At 33.5% G+C, this 18966-nt stretch carries 13 protein-coding genes, 4 tRNA genes and 1 pseudogene; all 18 read left to right on the forward strand.

The window, feature by feature from the left end:
- Positions 1-272 precede the first annotated feature (272 nt).
- The 18 genes and pseudogenes from serS (at position 273) to EKN01_RS00740 (ending at position 18942) form a co-directional block, all read left to right on the forward strand.
- Positions 273-1562 (forward strand): serine--tRNA ligase, encoded by a 1290-nt coding sequence (gene serS / locus EKN01_RS00655; protein ID WP_129044551.1) that lies wholly within the window; start codon positions 273-275, stop codon positions 1560-1562.
- Between the two features lie 69 nt (positions 1563-1631).
- Positions 1632-1704: transfer RNA gene (locus tag EKN01_RS00660), tRNA-Asn, on the forward strand.
- Positions 1705-1788: 84 nt separating this feature from the next.
- A tRNA-Thr gene (locus tag EKN01_RS00665) sits at positions 1789-1861 on the forward strand.
- Between the two features lie 248 nt (positions 1862-2109).
- Positions 2110-2757, forward strand: a complete 648-nt coding sequence (gene deoC / locus EKN01_RS00670; RefSeq protein ID WP_129044552.1) for a deoxyribose-phosphate aldolase — start codon at positions 2110-2112, stop codon at positions 2755-2757.
- A gap of 25 nt (positions 2758-2782) precedes the next feature.
- Positions 2783-3973 (forward strand): phosphopentomutase, encoded by a 1191-nt coding sequence (locus EKN01_RS00675; protein WP_129044553.1) that lies wholly within the window; start codon positions 2783-2785, stop codon positions 3971-3973.
- A 14-nt stretch (positions 3974-3987) separates the two neighbouring features.
- On the forward strand, positions 3988-4692 hold the full coding sequence (gene deoD / locus EKN01_RS00680; RefSeq protein WP_129044554.1) for a purine-nucleoside phosphorylase: 705 nt from the start codon (positions 3988-3990) through the stop codon (positions 4690-4692).
- A gap of 17 nt (positions 4693-4709) precedes the next feature.
- Complete coding sequence (locus EKN01_RS00685; protein WP_129044555.1) at positions 4710-5930, forward strand: NupC/NupG family nucleoside CNT transporter; 1221 nt, start codon at positions 4710-4712, stop codon at positions 5928-5930.
- A 16-nt stretch (positions 5931-5946) separates the two neighbouring features.
- On the forward strand, positions 5947-7227 hold the full coding sequence (locus EKN01_RS00690; protein ID WP_129044556.1) for an NCS2 family permease: 1281 nt from the start codon (positions 5947-5949) through the stop codon (positions 7225-7227).
- An 11-nt stretch (positions 7228-7238) separates the two neighbouring features.
- The gene (locus EKN01_RS00695) at positions 7239-8192 is read left to right on the forward strand and encodes a sugar-binding transcriptional regulator (protein ID WP_129044557.1); all 954 of its coding nucleotides are present in this window, start codon (positions 7239-7241) and stop codon (positions 8190-8192) included.
- 17 nt (positions 8193-8209) lie between these two features.
- Entirely contained in the window at positions 8210-9508 is a 1299-nt protein-coding gene (locus EKN01_RS00700; protein ID WP_129044558.1) for a pyrimidine-nucleoside phosphorylase, read from the forward strand.
- Positions 9509-9684: 176 nt separating this feature from the next.
- Positions 9685-11017, forward strand: a pseudogene (locus EKN01_RS00705) (FAD-dependent oxidoreductase).
- Positions 11018-11382: 365 nt separating this feature from the next.
- Positions 11383-13932 carry a YfhO family protein gene (locus EKN01_RS00710; RefSeq protein WP_129044559.1) on the forward strand — a complete coding sequence of 850 codons (2550 nt, stop codon included), beginning with the start codon at positions 11383-11385 and terminating at the stop codon, positions 13930-13932.
- Between the two features lie 85 nt (positions 13933-14017).
- Positions 14018-14737, forward strand: coding sequence for an MIP/aquaporin family protein (locus tag EKN01_RS00715; RefSeq protein ID WP_129044560.1), 720 nt, complete (start codon positions 14018-14020; stop codon positions 14735-14737).
- A 57-nt stretch (positions 14738-14794) separates the two neighbouring features.
- Positions 14795-16294 carry a glycerol kinase GlpK gene (gene glpK, locus EKN01_RS00720; protein ID WP_129044561.1) on the forward strand — a complete coding sequence of 500 codons (1500 nt, stop codon included), beginning with the start codon at positions 14795-14797 and terminating at the stop codon, positions 16292-16294.
- 151 nt (positions 16295-16445) lie between these two features.
- Positions 16446-17921, forward strand: coding sequence for a peptide MFS transporter (locus EKN01_RS00725; RefSeq protein ID WP_129044562.1), 1476 nt, complete (start codon positions 16446-16448; stop codon positions 17919-17921).
- A gap of 92 nt (positions 17922-18013) precedes the next feature.
- Positions 18014-18096 (forward strand) — tRNA-Tyr (locus EKN01_RS00730).
- 4 nt (positions 18097-18100) lie between these two features.
- A tRNA-Gln gene (locus tag EKN01_RS00735) sits at positions 18101-18172 on the forward strand.
- Positions 18173-18240: 68 nt separating this feature from the next.
- Positions 18241-18942, forward strand: coding sequence for a GntR family transcriptional regulator (locus EKN01_RS00740; RefSeq protein ID WP_099974325.1), 702 nt, complete (start codon positions 18241-18243; stop codon positions 18940-18942).
- Positions 18943-18966: the final 24 nt, after the last annotated feature.

Raw genomic sequence — 18966 nt, forward strand, 5'->3', positions numbered from 1 at the left:
ACGAATCTTATAACATAATTTGTAGATAATATTACGCTTAAAGTGTACCTATAATGAGCCTTTCAGAGAGACGATAACTGGTGAGAATCGTTAAGGCTTAACAACTTCTAGTACACTAGCGACAGGTAATGCTGTCCGGGTTCAATCCGTTATAGTTGACTAGAGTGTGGTAAATATTTTATTTACTGAATTTGGGTGGCACCGCGAATGACTGATTCGTCCCATTATTGGGACAAGTCAGTCTTTTTTTATATTTTAGGAGGAAATTTTAAATGTTAGATATTAAAGTCATTAGAAATAATCCAGATTGGGCAAAACAAAAACTTGAATCACGTGGTGTTAAACCAGAAGAGATTGACGAAGTAATAGGCTTAGACCAAAAAAGACGTGATATTTTAGTTCAAGTTGAAGATCTAAAGGGAAAACGTAATACTGTATCTCAAGCTATTGCTGAAAAGAAACGTAATAAAGAAAACGCTGATAACGAAATTGCAGATATGCAAAAGGTCGGTAGTGACATCAAAGCGTTGGATTCTGATTTACAAGAAACAGAAGATAAAATGAATTATATCTTAGTACGATTGCCTAACTTTCCAGATGATTCTGTTCCTGTTGGTCCAGACGAAAGTTTTAATGTTGAAGCACGTAAAGTAGGTAAAATTCCAGAACTTGGCTTCACTCCTAAAAATCATTGGGAAATTGGTGAAGATTTAGGAATCCTTGATTTCGAACAAGCTGCTAAAGTTTCAGGTGCCAGATTTGTTTATTATGTAGGCATGGGTGCTCGATTAGAGAGAGCTATCTATAACTTTATGTTGGATCAACATCAACAAGAAGGCTATACAGAAATGATTACACCGTACTTGGTTAATGACCAAGCAATGTTTGGAACAAGTCAATTTCCAAAATTTAGAGAAGATGTATACACAGTTGAAGTAGATGAAAATCCATTGACATTGATACCTACTGCTGAAGTTCCATTGACAAATTATTTTGCTGGTAAAATTTTGTCAGAAGATGAACTACCAAAATATGTTACTGCAATTTCACCAAGTTTCCGTTCAGAAGCAGGTTCAGCAGGTCGAGATACTCGTGGATTGATAAGAATGCACCAATTCAATAAAGTAGAAATGGTAAAAGTTTCTAAACCTGAAAATTCATATAATGAATTAGAAAAAATGGTTGGCGATGCTGAAAATATTCTACAAAAATTGGGACTTGCATATCATGTTATAACTTTGGCTAGTGGGGATGCTAGTTTCTCATCAGCTAAAACATACGATTTGGAAGTATGGTTACCTGCACAAGACAGATATCGTGAAATATCAAGTTGTTCTAACTGTTTAGACTTCCAAGCTCGTCGTGCCCAAATACGTTATCGTGATGAAAATGGTAAAACTCAATTAGTTCATACTCTAAATGGTTCTGGATTGGCTGTAGGACGTACAGTTGCAGCTATTTTGGAAAATTACCAAAACGAAGACGGCTCAGTTACAATCCCAGAAGTACTAGTACCATATATGGGTGGAGTAACAAAAATTACAAAAGAAAATGCAATTTAGTTTAAAATATCTTGACGATAATTTCTGTCATTGATAAAATTTAATAGTTCCTTAGTGAACTATTATTATTCCGGTTTAGCTCAGTTGGTAGAGCGTCTGACTGTTAATCAGGATGTCGTCAGTTCGAGTCTGACAACCGGAGTACAATTAAATCTACCTACTTTTGTAGGTAGATTTTTTATTTACATAGATTATAAAAAATAATACAATAACTGATGTGCTGTTCGCCGTCTTAGCTCAGTTGGTAGAGCAACGGTATCGTAAACCGTGGGTCGCAGGTTCGACTCCTGTAGACGGCATTGAAATTTTATTAATCAAATTGAGATATTCTAATTTTTTTGAGACATTAAGTCAAAACAAGATTATAGCTAATAAATAATAAAACACCTACTAATAAATAATATTTAGTAGGTGTTTTATTTTTTAAAAATAAGAAAAATTAATTAAATATGTAACTATCGTTACATATGTTCAAAAAATGATTTTACAAGTGTAATACTATATGTTATTTTGTAAGCGCATACAAAAACGAAAAGGGAGAATTACTATGAATTTAGCAAAATATATCGATCACACAATTTTAAATCCAGATGCAACTGAGAAAGATGTAAAAAGAATTTTATCAGAAGCCAAAGAATATGACTTTGCTTCTGTATGTATCAATCCTTACTGGGTAAAAAAATCGTATGAATCACTATTAGATACTGATGTTAATGTTTGTACAGTTATTGGTTTCCCTCTAGGTGCAACAACTACATCATCAAAAGTTTTTGAAGCAGAAGATGCTATCAAAAATGGTGCTGATGAATTAGATATGGTTATAAATGTTGGTGAGTTAAAAGCTGGTCATTATGATTCAGTTCTTTCAGATATTAAAGGTGTCGTTAAAGTAGGACACGGTTCTAACAAACACGTTAAGGTAATTATTGAAACATGTCTTCTAACTGATCAAGAAAAAGTTAAAGCATGCGAGCTTTCAAAGGAAGCTGGTGCTGATTTTGTTAAGACTTCAACAGGCTTTTCAACTGGAGGAGCTACTGTTGAAGATGTAGCGCTTATGCGTAAAACAGTTGGCCCAGATATGGGTGTTAAGGCATCGGGCGGCATTCATTCCAAAGAAGAAGCACTTGCAATGATTGAAGCAGGAGCAACAAGATTAGGAGCAAGTTCTGGCGTTAAGATTATGAATAGCTAATAGAAATAAGGACAGGTAAACCATAATGAAGTTTAATCGTGTATTTACAGTAGTTTTAGATTCAACAGGTATAGGAACAGCCCCTGATTCAAAAAAATTTGGTGATGAAGGCGCAGATACATTAGGTCATATCGGAGAGTACTTCAAAGGTAATTTTAATGTTCCTAATCTTCAAAAATTAGGATTAGGAAATATTCGAAAGAATAATCCAATCGAAGGTGTTGAACCTATCGAAAAACCAATTGGTAGTTTTGGAAAAATGGAAGAAAAATCAGTTGGAAAAGATAGTATGGATGGCCATTGGGAGATGATGGGGCTTCCTGTCATGGAGGAACTTGATTTCTTTCCTAATGGATTTCCTGAAGATTTATTAGACAAAATATCAAAATTTAGTGGAAGAAATATTATTGTTAATAAACCATACTCTGGTACAGAAGTTATCAAAGATTACGGAGAGCATCAGTTAGAAACTGGTGATTTGATAGTTTACACTTCAGGTGATTCAGTACTTCAAATTGCAGCTAATGAAAGTATTATTCCATTGGAAGAACTTTATAAAATATGTGAATATGCCAGAAGCTTAACTTTGGAAAAGCCAACGTTAATAGGACGTATCATAGCTAGACCATACGTTGGAACAAATAAGGATAATTTTGAAAGAACATCCAATCGTCATGATTATACTTTAGAACCATTTGCAAAAAGTGACATGGATTATTTAAAGGATTCTAATTTCGATGTTTTAGCAGTTGGTAAAATTAATGATATTTTCTCAGGTCATGGGATTACTGAAGGAGTTCATACAACTAGCAATCATGATGGTATGGTTCAAACAATAAAAAATGCTAATAATGATTTCCACGGATTTAGTTTTACTAATTTGGTTGATTTTGATGCTATGTATGGGCATAGAAGAAATCCTGAGGGTTACGGAAATGATTTGATGCAATTTGATAAACAGTTGGGAGAGTTATTAAGTGTATTAAAGGATGATGATTTATTATTAATTACCGCTGATCACGGAAATGATCCGGGTTTTAAAGGAACTGATCATACTAGAGAATATGTTCCACTATTAGCATATTCCCCAGGTCTTTCTGGAAATATTGACTTAGGAATTCGTGATGGGTTTTCAGATTTAGGTGCAACAATTCTTGATAATTTTAGTGTTAAAGGAAATGACGTAGGAAATAGTTTCTTGAATAATCTAAGTTAAGGGAGAATATATTTATGAGTACACATATTGACGCCAAACCAGGAGATATTGCTGAAGTTGTTTTAATGCCAGGTGATCCATTAAGAGCAAAGTTCATTGCAGAGAACTTTTTAGAGGATATTGTACTTTACAATACTGTAAGAAATGCGTTTGGTTATACAGGAACTTATAAGGGTAAACGGGTCTCTGTACAGGCCTCGGGGATGGGTATTCCATCTATCTCAATCTATGCAAATGAATTAGTTAAATTTTATGGTGTAAAAAAACTAATTCGTGTAGGAACTATTGGGGCTATCGGCAAAGATGTTAAAGTTCGCGATGTAATAATAGCTGATTCAGCAAGTACAGATTCATCTTTCATTCATAATATTTTTGGCAGAAGTATCTATTATGCTCCAACAGCAGATTTTGAAATGGTATATGATGCGTACCAAATTGCTAAAAATATGGGAGTTAAAACTCATGTTGGAAATATTTTGTCTGCGGATAGATTTTATAACGATGAAATTGATAATGAGATGTTAAGTGAATACGGAGTCTTAGGTATTGAAATGGAAGCAGCAGCTTTATATACAATTGCTGTTAAGCATGATGCTAAAGCAGTAGCCATTTGTACAGTTAGTGATGAAATACTTAATGGTGTATCTACCTCATCAAAAGAGCGAGAGCAATCATTCAAAGACATGATGATTATTTCTTTAGAAACGGCAATTAAATAATATTTGGGGGCATCATTATGTATCTATTTGTAAATATTATCGGATTAATTGTATTTGTATCAATAGCATTCTTATTTTCAAAAAATAAGAAAGAAATCCATTGGAAATCTGTTGGAATAATGTTAACTATAAATCTATTTTTAGCATGGTTTTTAATAGGATTTTCAATTGGACGAGACATTGTTTTAGGAGCAGCAGATGGATTTAATGCGCTTGTTCAAGTCGCCTACACAGGTATTGCATTTGCCTTACCTAGTATGGTTCACGTAAAACAAATGGATTTTGTGGTAAGTGTATTACTTCCAATTTTGATGATAATTCCTTTGTTTGATATTTTGACTTATATTGGATTATTGCCATTTATCATCAAATGGATTGGAAGAGGACTGGCCAAGGTTACAGGTCAACCAAAATTTGAATCTTTCTTTGCTGTTGAAATGATGTTCTTAGGGAACACAGAAGCATTAGCTATATCAGCGATACAACTAAGACAAATAAAGGCAGAGCGGAATTTAACACTAGCAATGATGTCAATGAGTTGTGTTACAGCTTCAATCATTGGTGCATACACAAGTATGATGCCTGGACAGTTTATCTTAACAGCAATACCAATTAATATCATTAATGCAATTATTGTGACAGATATTTTAAATCCAGTTAATGTGACACCAGAGGAAGATACAATTGCGACTATGCAAGGCAGTGGCTCAGATACTCATAGTGAAAAAAATGAAAAAGAACCATTTTTCTCATTTTTGGGTGATTCAATTCTTAATGCCGGTAGATTAGTTTTAATTATTACTGCTAATGTAATTGCATTTGTTGCTCTAGCTGCCTTAATCGATAAATTACTACAAATTATTAATCCATGGATTACGCTGGAACATATTTTAGGTGTTATTCTATTCCCATTTGCTTGGTTGTTGGGATTGAATACTGGAAATGCATTTGATATGGCTCAATTTATGGGTACCAAACTTGTTACTAATGAATTCGTTGTTATGGGCAAAGTAACAGGAACAATTAATAGTTTTGCGCCACATTATAAAGCAGTTCTAACAGTATTCCTTACTTCATTTGCAAACTTTAGCACTGTAGGTATGATAATAGGTTGTTTTAAGGGACTGGTAGACAAAGAAAAAAATGATTTAATAGCTAAAAATGTTGGATATCTATTGTTGTCAGGTGTATTAGTTTCACTACTTTCTGCAGCAACTGTTGGATTGTTTGTATGGTAATAGGAGATCATAACGAATGGATAATATTTGGAATAACAAATTAAGTGGTAAAGACTTAAAGAATGAAATTATTGCCGGTGTGACAGGATTTTTTGCGATTTCATATATTATGATTGTTAATCCTATCATACTTGGTGATGCTGCTATTCCAGCAAATTTGAGTGTTTTTGCTACGATATTTTCATCTGCTTTGGGATGTATATTGATGTCTTTGTGGGCAAATTCTCCAATTATTATTACCCCAGGTATGGGTGTGAATGCATTTTTTACGTATACATTAGTAATAGGTATGCATTTAAGTTGGCAACAAGCTATTTCGATATCAATTGTAAGTAGCGTGCTTTATATGATTGTGGCATTTTCGAAAATAAGTGATGTTCTATCGAGAGATATTCCAGATACTTTGAAAAATGGGATAACGGTAGGAATTGGTTTGTTTTTAGTTGTTGTAGGCTTAGAAAAAGCAGGCTTGATTCAATCAGGAGGAAAACAGTCATTGTTAATGTTGGGTAATATGTCTCAGCCGACTGTTTTATTATCGATATTTGGCTTAGTTGTTACCTTAATTTTATTTTTAAATAACGTTACAGGAAGCTTTATTATAGGAATCGTCTTAACCAGTATTTTGTCTCTATTTTTAAATATTTCCAGTCCCATTGCTTCTACTAGTGTAGGAGATTTGGGTTCAATGACTAAAATCTTGTTTCAAGGGGATTTTTCAGACTTGTTTTCTTTTAAATTTTTACTAGCTGTATTCTCTATGACTATGATTTTAGTATTTGAATCTATGGGGATTTTGGAGGGATTACTTCCAGATAATACAAAGTTCAAAAAATCCTTTCAAGCCAGTTCCGTATCAACTTTTATATCAGGCTTTTTGGGAACAAGCCCTACAGTTGCTGCGGCAGAAAGTGCATCAGGTATTGAAAGTGGGGGAAGAACAGGAATTATGTCATTAACTTCTGGAATATTGTTCTTGTTGTCAATATTTTTTATACCATTATTAAAATATGTTCCAGAACAGGCAATAGCACCTGTAATAATAATTACTGGTGCTTTAATGATGCAACAACTTCAAAATATTAACTATCAAGATCTAAGTGAATGGATTCCTGCATTTCTTATTTTGGTAATTATTCCTTTATCAGGTTCAATTTCTGCAGGTATGGCGTTCGGATTTGTATCGTATCCATTTTTGAAATTTATTACCGGTAAAAAGGAACAAGTAAATTATGTAATTGTAGTCGTAGGCTGCTTATTTTTATTACAATTGATATGTGATGCACTATTAGTATAGGAGCCGATAATATGAAAACCGATGTTAGAAATAAAAGAATACTTGATAGTTTGAAAGTAGCTAGACTTTATTATGAGTCAGGTATGGGGCAGGTAGAAATAGCAAAGAAATTAAATATATCAAGGCCAACAGTTTCAAGACTTTTACAATATGCTTTAGAAAATGGGCTAGTAAAAATAGATATAATTGATCCATTTTCTAGTATGACTAGCCTAGAACAGGCATTAGTTAAAAAATTTAATTTAAAAGAGGCACATGTTGTTCCGGTGGAATCTAGCAATTATGATGACATTGTTGAAGCTCTAGGTGTTTATACTGCCGATTATTTGTATGATACTATTCAAGACAATGATAAGATCGGGGTAAGTTGGGGAAGGACAATGCATCAGGTTGCTGATAATTTGAAGTTAAGTCCTGCTCAAAATGTTCAAGTTGTTGAGTTAAAAGGTAGTGTGACGTACACTCCAACACCAGTCTATGGTGAAGACGTGTTAAAAAAATTTGGAGATGCTTTTCAGACATCACCTGTTGTTCTACCATTGCCGGTAGTTTTTGAAAATAAAGTAACACATGATATCGTTCTGAAAGATCGACATATTAGCAAACTTATCAAATTAGGTGAGGAGACTAATGTAGTTTTATTCACAGTGGGAACAGTTAGGGATGAAGCTTTGCTGTTTAAAACAGGTTACTTTGATAAGAAGGAAATAGCAGAATTGCAGGAAAGTGCTGTAGGTGATATATGCTCTAGATTTTTTGATGTCGATGGGGAAATAGCTTCATCTGAAATCAACTCCAGAACCATAGGAATTGAATTGGATAAATTAAAAGATAAAGATAAATCAATATTAGTAGCTGGTGGTATGAGAAAATTACAATCCATCAGGGGTGCTCTAAAGGGTAATTATGCTAATTGTCTAATTATTGATGTAGAAACAGCCCAAGCTTTAATCGAACAAGACTAGTTGTGGAGGCTTTTATTATGAGAATGATAGATATCATAGATGATAAAAGAAACAAAAAAGAACTTAGTAAAGAAGAGATTGAATATTTTGTTGATGGTTATACAGATGGAACTATCCCTGATTATCAAACGAGTGCATTATTGATGTCAATTTATTTTAACGGGATGAGTGACTCTGAACAAACTAATTTAGCAATGCAAATGTTAGATTCTGGTGATAAATTAGATTTATCTAACATAAGCGGTATTAAGGTTGATAAACATTCGACTGGAGGTGTTGGAGATAAGACAAGTATCCCACTTGCACCAATGATTGCAGCTCTAGGAATACCCATACCCATGATTTCTGGTAGAGGATTAGGTCATACTGGTGGAACACTTGATAAACTTGAAGCAATCCCTGGATTTAATGTGGAACTTAGTGAAGAAGAATTTAAGAATCAAGTTAAAGATATTAATCTTGCTATAGTAGGAGCAACAGGAAATATTGCACCTGCAGATAAGAAAATATATGCACTCCGTGATGTAACTGATACAGTCGATTCCATTCCTTTAATTGCAAGTTCCATAATGAGTAAGAAAATTGCTTCGGGAACTAACGCTTTAGTTTTAGATGTGAAAACAGGATCGGGTGCCTTTATGAAAGAGGAATCTGAAGCAGAGAAATTAGCAAATGCTTTAGTTTCGATAGGTAAAATTGTTGGGATGGATTGCATGGCAGTAATTTCAGATATGAATCAACCTTTGGGAAATAAGATAGGAAATTCGCTAGAAATTGAAGAATCTATTGATATTTTGAAGGGTAAAGGTCCAGAAGATATTACTGAGTTAGTGTATACACTAGGTAGTCAAATGGTTGTCCTTGCAGGAAAAGCTGAAAACCTAGCTGAAGCTAGAGAAAAACTAGAATCAGTAGTTAAAAACGGAAAAGCGTTAGAAAGTTTTAAGGAAATGATTATCGCTCAAGGTGGTAATCCTGATATTATTGATAACCCATTGTTAATGGGAAAGGCAAAGTATGAGGTTGAACTACCATCTAAAGAATCTGGATTTATCTCTAAAATGAATGCCAATGAAATCGGCATAGCTAGTATGTTACTGGGTGGAGGACGTCAATCTAAAGGCGATAAGTTAGACTACACTGTTGGAATTAATTTGAATAAAAAAATTGGTGATCCAGTAAATAAAGGTGAGAGTATATTAACAATTTATAGCAATAGCAAAGATATAGATGATGTTATGAATTTGTTGTACAACAATATTGAAATTACTAGTGAGCCAGGCAGTGTCAAACTGATACATGAAATAATTAAATAAAAACCTCTACTCTTGTGGTGTAGAGGTTTTTTTGTTTATCAAAAATACAAAAACGATAAGCAGTTCTAATTTACGTTTATCAAAACCCGAAAATTATAAATAAAACCATTGTGTTCTCGATATGTGAGTGTTAAATTTTATATATAAATAAAAAATTCACAAAGAAGGCGAATGTTATGAAGGTTAGCATTATTGGATGTACACATGCGGGAACATTTTCAGCAATGAATATACTAAAGGAACATCCTGATTGGGAAGTTTCTGTATTTGAAAGAAATGACAATTTATCATTTTTATCATGTGGTATTGCTTTATGGGTAAGTGATAGAGTATCAGATCCTAATAAGATGTTTTACTCAAGTCCAGAGGACTTGTCACAACTTGGAGCACACATGTACATGGGACATGATGTAACGGATATCAATTTTGATAATAAAAAACTTAATGTTACAAATTTAACAACTGGTGAAAAAATTTGAACAAAAATATGATAAGTTGGTCATTACAACTGGATCAGCACCTATAGTTCCTAATATCCCAGGTATTGATTCTGATAGAGTATTCTTATGTAAAAATTGGGCAAATGCCAAAGAATTGAAAGATAATGCTCCTAAAATTAAGAGTGCTATTGTAATTGGTGCTGGATATATCGGTGCTGAATTGGCAGAAGGATATTCTACCTTAGGTAAAGAAACTATTCTAATCGATGCTCTACCTAATGTTCTTGCAAAAAACTTTGATGAAAATATGTCTAAAATTGCAGAACAAGATTTTAAAGATCATGGTGTGAAGCTTGGAATGAACGAAAAAGTTGTTTCATTTGAGGACAATGGAGATTCAGTAAAAGTTATCACTGATAAAAATGAATATACTGCTGATATAGCTGTCATGTGTGTTGGTTTTAAACCTAATACTGATATGTTCAAAGATAATTTTGAGATACTTGATAACGGTGCTTTGATTATTGATAAGTACATGCATACAAGTAAGACTGATGTATTTTCTGCTGAAGATGCGGCATCGGTTCACTATAATCCTACAAATAATAACCAGTACATTCCGCTTGCAACTAATTCAGTACGCCAGGGAATTCTAGTTGGGAAAAATATTGCAAAAGATACTGTTCCCTACATAGGTACACAATCAAGTTCTGCTGTTGAACTATTTGGAAGAACATATGCTGCTTCTGGATTAACAGCAGTTCACGCTAATATTTTAAATAAAAAGGTTGATTCTATTACATATGAGGACAACTATCGTCCAGAATTTATGCTTACCACTGAAAAGGTAACTATAAACCTTATATGGGATCCTGAAACTAGAGAAATACTAGGGGGAGCATTGACAAGTAAGTATGATGTTTCTCAATCAGCTAACTTAATTTCATTAGCCATTCAAAAGAAAGTAACTATTGATGAACTAGCTATGGTTGATTTTCTATTCCAACCAAACTTTGATAAACCTATAAATTATGTCAGTGCAGCTGCAATTGCTGCTAGTGAGAAATAAAAAAAGATCAGCCATTAGGCTGATCTTTTTTGTTGAGTAAAATAAAAATCACTTTTGATATTCTCAAAAGTGATTTGGGGTTTTAGTGTCGGATTAAGTAATATACATATTGGGGTATGTTATTATTTAAAATTTGGAATTAAATGCGGGGGGTTAACTAAATCCATGGGGTTGAACTTAGTTAAAACATTCTTAATCCTTAGCACAAAACCTATTATAGAACAGATGAATGTAAAAATCGATCATAATTCAAAAAAAAATCTATTTTCTTTTGAATTATATAAAAAAATAAATATTTTTATCTTCTGTATGTTTTACTATAGTTTGATATTATTATAGTTAACTATTAACGCTTGAGGGTAATTATGAAGAATATAAGAAACTGGCTATACTATCTAGGAGCATTTTTTATAAATGCTCTATTAATATCCATAATTTTTGCTATTTCTGGAATGGCACCTTTTGGACATTCAAGTTTTTTGACTAGTGATTTAGGAACACAATACATAATGTTTCTAACTGAGTTTAGACGTCAGTTAACTCAAGGAAATGTACATTTATACTTATTTAGTCTCTCCCTTGGAGACAATTTTTTTCCAATATTAAGCTATTATTTATTATCACCATTTAATGTTATTTTGACATTTTTTAGTGCAGGTAATGTTCCTGTGGCAGCAAATGTTATTATAATGGCCAAAATCTCCACAATGGGTATTACCATGGCCTATTTTTTGAAGAAGTACTTTAATAATAATTCTTACTTCAATTATCTATTTACAGTAGCCTACAGTTTCTGTGGGTTCGTAGCAACATATTTCTATGATTTGATGTGGCTAGATGCCTTGATTATGCTACCGTTAATCGCCGTTGCGCTATTAAATTTAGTAAAACATGATAAGTTCATAATGTATTATGTAGTCTTGCTAGTTTCTATAATTGTTAACTACTATCTTGGCTATATGTTATGTATCTTCTCACTTTGTTTCTTTATCTATTTATTTATTGAAAACAATGTCTGGAAAAGTGATCGTAGAAAAAAAGTTATACGCAATTTCGCAGTGACTTCAATCTTATCAGGATTAAGTTCAGCTGTAATTCTGGTTCCTACTCTTTTTGGAATGATGAAAACGGCAAAGGGAACTTTCAATATTGGGTACTATCTTCCAACTCCAAGGTTTGGTTTAGAAGCTCTGACTCAATTTGGAATTGGGGCAAATAATTTTAATCAAAGATTAGTTCATGGCCCTGCAATATTTATGACTTCTACAGTTTTGATTTTAGTTATTGCTTATTTCTTTAGCAACAATATAGAAGCAAAAGACAAAAAGAATTCATTTATATTAATATTCTTCCTATTTATAACAATGATAGTGACCATTTTTAATACAATTTGGCATATGTTCCAAAATCCTGCAGGCTTTCCTTTTAGAGATAGTTTTATCTTTTCTTTTATCTGTATTTTCATTGCATATAAGAGTTTTAATGCAGGAGTGTATAAAGAGAAAGAGGCAATACTAAGAGCTTCTGTAATCGCAGTTTTAGCTCTATTAGTTGGTTATGCTGTGGAACTAGCTATTCCTAAGTTGCTAACAAAGATGTATTTCATATCAGAAGGTAATTCTAACCATATTAGATATCTGATTCTATCCTTAATAACATTTATACTTTCTGGATTCCTTATTTATCTAATAGGTAAGAATAAAAAATTTGGATATTTATTGTTTGCAGTGATAGCCTTCGAAGTTATAGCTAACTTTAATTCGGTTTTGGGAACTGCACCATTAGGAAACCAAACTGAATATAGCAATGCTTTCAAAAAAGAAGCAAAATATTTCCAATCAATTGAAAAGCAACGTTCTACTGCACAAAGAACAATGATTACGCAATCTGGACTAAATGAAGTCTTTACTGAAAATTATAATAACTACAATGACCCAATAATGTTTAATGTAAATGGAATTAGTCTATATAGTTCAACATTGAACCAAGATACTATGGAGTTTTTGAATAATTTGGGATTCTTCTCCAAGAATGTCCGACGCATTGGTAATCGTGGAGGCACTAAATTTTCAACATCAATATTAGGAATTCATGACAGAGTTACTGTCAAAAAAGGTAAACAAGTACTAATTAATAATCCTTACTCTCCAGGTCTAGGTTACCTAGTAGATAGCAAGATTAAAGATTATAAGATGAGTAAAGGTAAACCATTTAATAATCAAAATAGTTTGTATCAACATATGACAGGCAATAAAGATACCTTGTTTTCATCAGCTATAATGACAAATTATCAACAGAACAAGTCTCATGGGAAAAATAATTTTACCTATGAAATTACTCCACAAGATGATGGACCGCTATATTTCTATCGAAAACCACTGTCATACGTGGGAACTAGTATTACTGTAAACGGTAAAAGAGTGGGTAAAGGCTCACTAATGAATAAAGCTACAATCATATACTTGGGTAAATTTAAAGCAGATGAGAAGGTTAAAATTAAGATTCGTACAAAGTATAGTTTGTTTGCGGATCCTACTTATTTCCAAACTTTAGATATGAATAAATTTTCTCAATTTGCTGATACTTTGAAAAATAATTCTTTAGATGTTCAGTCTGATCTAAATCATGATAAGATTGCTGGAACAATTACAGCAGACAAGGATTCTACATTGTTAGTATCTGTTCCCTATGACAAGGGGTGGTCAGCTTATGACAATGGTAAAAAAGTACCAGTACAAAAATCAGCTGATAGTTTGTCATCGATAGATATTTCCAAAGGAAAGCATAATATATCGTTTAATTACTCAGTACCAGGTCTGAAATTAGGTTGGTTGGTCTCACTAATTTCATTAATTTTATTTATCGGATATGCGATATTTATTAAATTTTTAAAAAAAGGTCCAAATAATGCCTAAAAATTATGTATAATTAATACTTGTGCTGAAATTTATTTAGTAACAATTGAATTTTATAATTCAAAATTATATTAAGGAGTACATAATGGGCTATAGTTTACCTATTCAACTTCTAGGAGAATTCCTAGGTACATTAGTCATGGTTACACTTGGTAATGGTGTAATCTCAGGACATATCTTGAACAAATCAAAGGCCAAAGGCGACGGTTGGGTTGCTATCTCAATCGGCTGGGGTCTTGCAGTAATGATCGGTGTTTACTGTGTAAGTTACATCAGTCCTGGACTATTAAATCCTGCCGTTACAATTGGTATGGCAGTTGCAGGCTCACTTGAATGGAGTTATGTTATCCCATTCATCGGAGCACAAATTTTAGGAGCATTCTGTGGTGCTATTTTAGTATGGCTAAACTACATGCCACACTGGAAAGAAACAAAAGATGCTGAAGAAATCAGAACTTGTTTCTCAACTGTTCCTGCTATTCGTCACTTCCCATCTAATTTCTTGAGTGAATTTATTGGTACAGTAATTTTGATGTTTACTGTACTTGCATTCTCAAGATCAAGCTTTTCTGCAGGTCTTGCACCAGTAGTTACAGGTATGTTGATCATGGCTGTTGTCTTCTCAATGGGTGGTACAACAGGTTATGCAATCAATCCTGCACGTGATTTGGGACCAAGAATTGCACATCAAATTTTACCAATTGCTAACAAGGGTACATCTGACTGGTCATACAGTTGGGTTCCTGTATTTGCACCAATTTGTGGTGCAGTAGTTGCGGCATTGATATTTACAGCGCTTCCATAGTACAATGAAAAAGACAGAAATGTCTTTTTTTTGTACTTTAAATTAGGAGGATTAATAATGGGGAATGAATATATTTTGTCAATTGATGAAGGTACTACAACTACCAGAGCTATTATCTTCGATCATGACGGCAATAAAATAGTTTCTTCTAGAAGAACTATTGATGCGATTTTGCCCAATCCAGGCTGGGTTGAGCAAGATCCTAATCAAATTTGGAATGCGGTTCAATCAACAATTGCAATGTCATTGATTGAATCTGGGGTTAAACCTGACGAAATCAAATCTATTGGTATCGCCAATCAACGTGAAACTACGGTTATTTGGGACAAAGAAACCGGAAAACCTATTTATAATGCAATTGTCTGGCAAAGTCGCCAAACAGCAGATCTTGCAAATAAAATAAATAGTGAAGATTTGAAAATTATTCGAAATAAAACAGGATTGGTTGTTAGTCCATATTTCTCAGCAACAAAGATTCGTTTTATATTGGATACTGTGCCAGGAGCTCAGGAAAAAGCTGAAGCTGGTCAACTGATGTTTGGGACAATCAATACTTGGTTATTGTGGAAATTAACTGATGGTAAGAGTTTCAAAACAGATGTTTCTAATGCTAGTCGTACAATGTTGTTTAATATTGATACATTGGATTGGGATGATGACTTACTAAAAATGTTTAACATCCCTAAGGCAATGATGCCTGAAGTAACATCAAATTCTGAAATTTTTGGTTACTCAGAAAACAATCAATTTTATGGTGCTACTGTTCCTATTTCAGGAATGATGGGATCACAACAAGCTTCATTATTCGGACAAATGGCGTTTGAACCAGGTATGGTTAAAAACACTTATGGTACAGGTGCTTTTGCTGTTATGAATACTGGTACAACTAAAGCTATTTCTGATAATAGATTATTAACTACTGTTGCTTATAAAATAGGTGATAAAGTTAATTATGCGCTAGAAGGTAGTATCTTTGTTGCCGGTGCAGCTTTGCAATGGTTACAAGATGAAATGGAATTAATTAAATCATCAGAACAATCATCAGAGATGGCTCAAAATTCAGAAAATCAAAACGAAGTTTATGTTGTACCTTCATTTTCAGGATTAGGTGCTCCATATTGGGATGATTTGGCTCGTGGAGCAATTTTTGGACTTACACGTGGTACAACAGACGCTGATTTAGTAAAAGCAACTCTACAATCAATTGCTTACCAATCTAAAGATATCATCGAAACAATGAGTTCTGATTCAAATATTCCTATTCAATCAATTCGTGTTGACGGATCCGCTTCTCAAAATGAATATTTGATGCAATTCCAATCAGATATTCTAGGTATTCCAATTCAAAAATCAAATGAAATGGAAACTACTTCTCTTGGAGCAGCTTTCATGGCAGGGTTGGCTGTTGGATTCTGGAAAGATTTGGACGAAATTAGAACAGTATTTAAACATGGTGAAGAATATGTTCCTACTATGAAAGAAGATCAAAGAGATGATCTTTATTCTGGATGGAAAAATGCAGTTGAAGCAACAATGATGTTTAAACACACAAAATAATATTAAATAAGAATCTTTTCTTTAAAAGATTCTTATTTTTTTTTGCTGTTATATCAACGGTAAGTAAAGAAAAATTAAAAAAACTTTGACATGAAAGAATAATCCTATTAATATAATTACATTGTGTTTTATATTATGAGGAGAATTATTGATGGATAACAAAAAAGAAAGAAAGTTCCTTGGTCAGCCATTGGGACTTCGTACTTTATTCTTAACTGAGTTCTGGGAAAGATTCAGTTACTACGGTATGCGTGCGATCTTAATTTATTATATGTACACTGCTGTAAAAGATGGTGGTTTGGGCATGAGCCAAACTACTGCTGCTTCAATTATGGCCATTTATGGTTCGTTGGTTTACATGACTTCAGTTCTTGGTGGTTTCTTGAGTGACCGAATTTTTGGTACAAGAAGAACTGTCTTCTGGGGTGGGGTATTGATCATGCTTGGTCATATCGTACTTTCATTACCAATCGCTACAGCTGGTCTATTTGGATCAATTATTTTGATCACTATTGGTACAGGTATGTTGAAACCCAACGTTTCTGAAATGGTTGGTGGATTATATACCGCTGATGACCCACGTCGTGATTCAGGATTTAGTATCTATGTAATGGGAATCAACTTAGGATCACTAATTGCACCGATAGCAGTTGGTGGTGTTCAATCAGCTTATAATTATCATGCTGGATTCTCATTGGCAGCTATTGGTATGTTCTTTGGATTAATCGTTTACTTGATTGATGGTAGAAAATACCTAAGTAAAGCAAGCCTTGTTGCCCCAGATCCTCTTAAAGGTGAAGAAAAAACAAGATTTATTAAGCGACTTGTTTACTCATTAATTGCTGTAGCAATTATTGTTGTACTATTGATTCTTACAAAAAACTTTAATATAGAAAATGTTATTACTTTAATTTCAATCTTGGGTGTTGTTTTACCAATTGCCTACTTCGTTCTTATGTTAAGGAGTGACAAAGTTACTAAGATTGAAAAATCACGTGTTCGTGCATATATTCCTATGTTCATTATTGCCGTTATTTTTTGGGCAATTGAAGAACAAGGCTCAGTTGTGTTAGCACTATTTGCTGCTAATCAAACACAGTTACAGTTTGGAACATTCAATATTAACCCTGCGAACTTCCAGTTATTTAATCCTTTATTCATAACAATCTATTCTCCAATTTTTGCCTTCTTATGGACAAAACTTGGTAAAAGACAACCCTCTTCACCAACTAAATTTTGGATGGGTCTTATGATAGCTGGTATATCATACTTATTTATCTCTATCCCACTTATTGGATTGGGCAAGAACGAATTAGTTAATCCTGTATGGTTAGTTGCTACTTGGGCAATAATGATGATAGGTGAGTTGTTGATTTCTCCAGTTGGAATGTCAACAACAACAAAACTTGCACCTAAAGCTTTTTCTTCTCAAATGATGAGTATGTGGTTCTTGGCAGATGCTGCCGGACAAGCAATAAATGCGCAAATTGTTAAATACTTTGATGCTGGTAATCCTAAGAACGAAATAATCTTCTTTACTAGTGTTGGTACTGTTGCAATTGTATTCTCAATCGTGTTGATTTTCTTGGTACCTATGATTAAGAGACAAATGCAAGGTGTAAATTAAATTTGTAATATTACATTAAAATTAAAATGTCTTTTGAAACTTGAATTTGTTACAGATGTTCTGTAATATAATTTAGGTCAAAAGACATATATGGAGGGGTAGCGAAGTTTGGCTAAACGCGGCGGACTGTAAATCCGCTCCTTCGGGTTCGGAGGTTCGAATCCTCTCCCCTCCATTATTGGGCTATAGCCAAGCGGTAAGGCAACGGACTTTGACTCCGTCATGCGCTGGTTCGAATCCAGCTAGCCCAATATACAAAGGACCGATATCATCGGTCCTTTTTCTATATTGGCAATCGTTTATTTAAGGAGATTTGTATATGAAAGTCCCAATTTATATCCAAATTCATAATCAAATTAAAGAGCAAATTGAAAAAGGTAAGTGGGATGTTGGTGAACGTATACCTTCTGAAAGACAACTTGCTGATGATTTTGGTGTAAGCAGAATGACTCTCCGTCAAGCGGTTCAAACATTGGTTGATGAAGGAATACTTCAACGACAAGTCGGTTCAGGTACGTATGTTTCAAGTAGTAAGGTTCAAGAGAAGATGAGCGGAACTACTAGTTTTACTGAATTGACTGAAGAACAGGGTAAAAAACCTTCTAGTACAACAGTTTCATATCATTTTGTAGATCCCACAGTGAGTGAGATGGAACAACTGAATTTGAATGAAGGTGATTTAGTGTTACGAATGGAAAGAATTCGTTATGCTGATGAGCAACCAATTTGTTTTGAAGTAACAACTATTCCTGTTGATTTAATCAAAGATTTAAGCAAAGAAGATATTACTTCATCGTTATATAAAGCTCTTGAAACTAAGGCAAATTATAAGCTAGGAAATGCGAAGCAAACTGTCTCTTCAATGCTGGCCTCGGAAAAAATTGCGACACTACTAAATGTTAAAAGAGGCTCTGCCATTCTTAGACTACGTCAAATTACTGAGCTAGAAGATGGAAGACCCTTCGAATATGTTAGATCTCAGTACGCTGGAGATAGATTTGAGTTTTATCTAGAGAGATAAATACGTAATTTTGCTAAAATAATA

The organism is Companilactobacillus metriopterae (assembly GCF_004117915.1).
GTDB classification, from domain to species: domain Bacteria; phylum Bacillota; class Bacilli; order Lactobacillales; family Lactobacillaceae; genus Companilactobacillus; species Companilactobacillus metriopterae.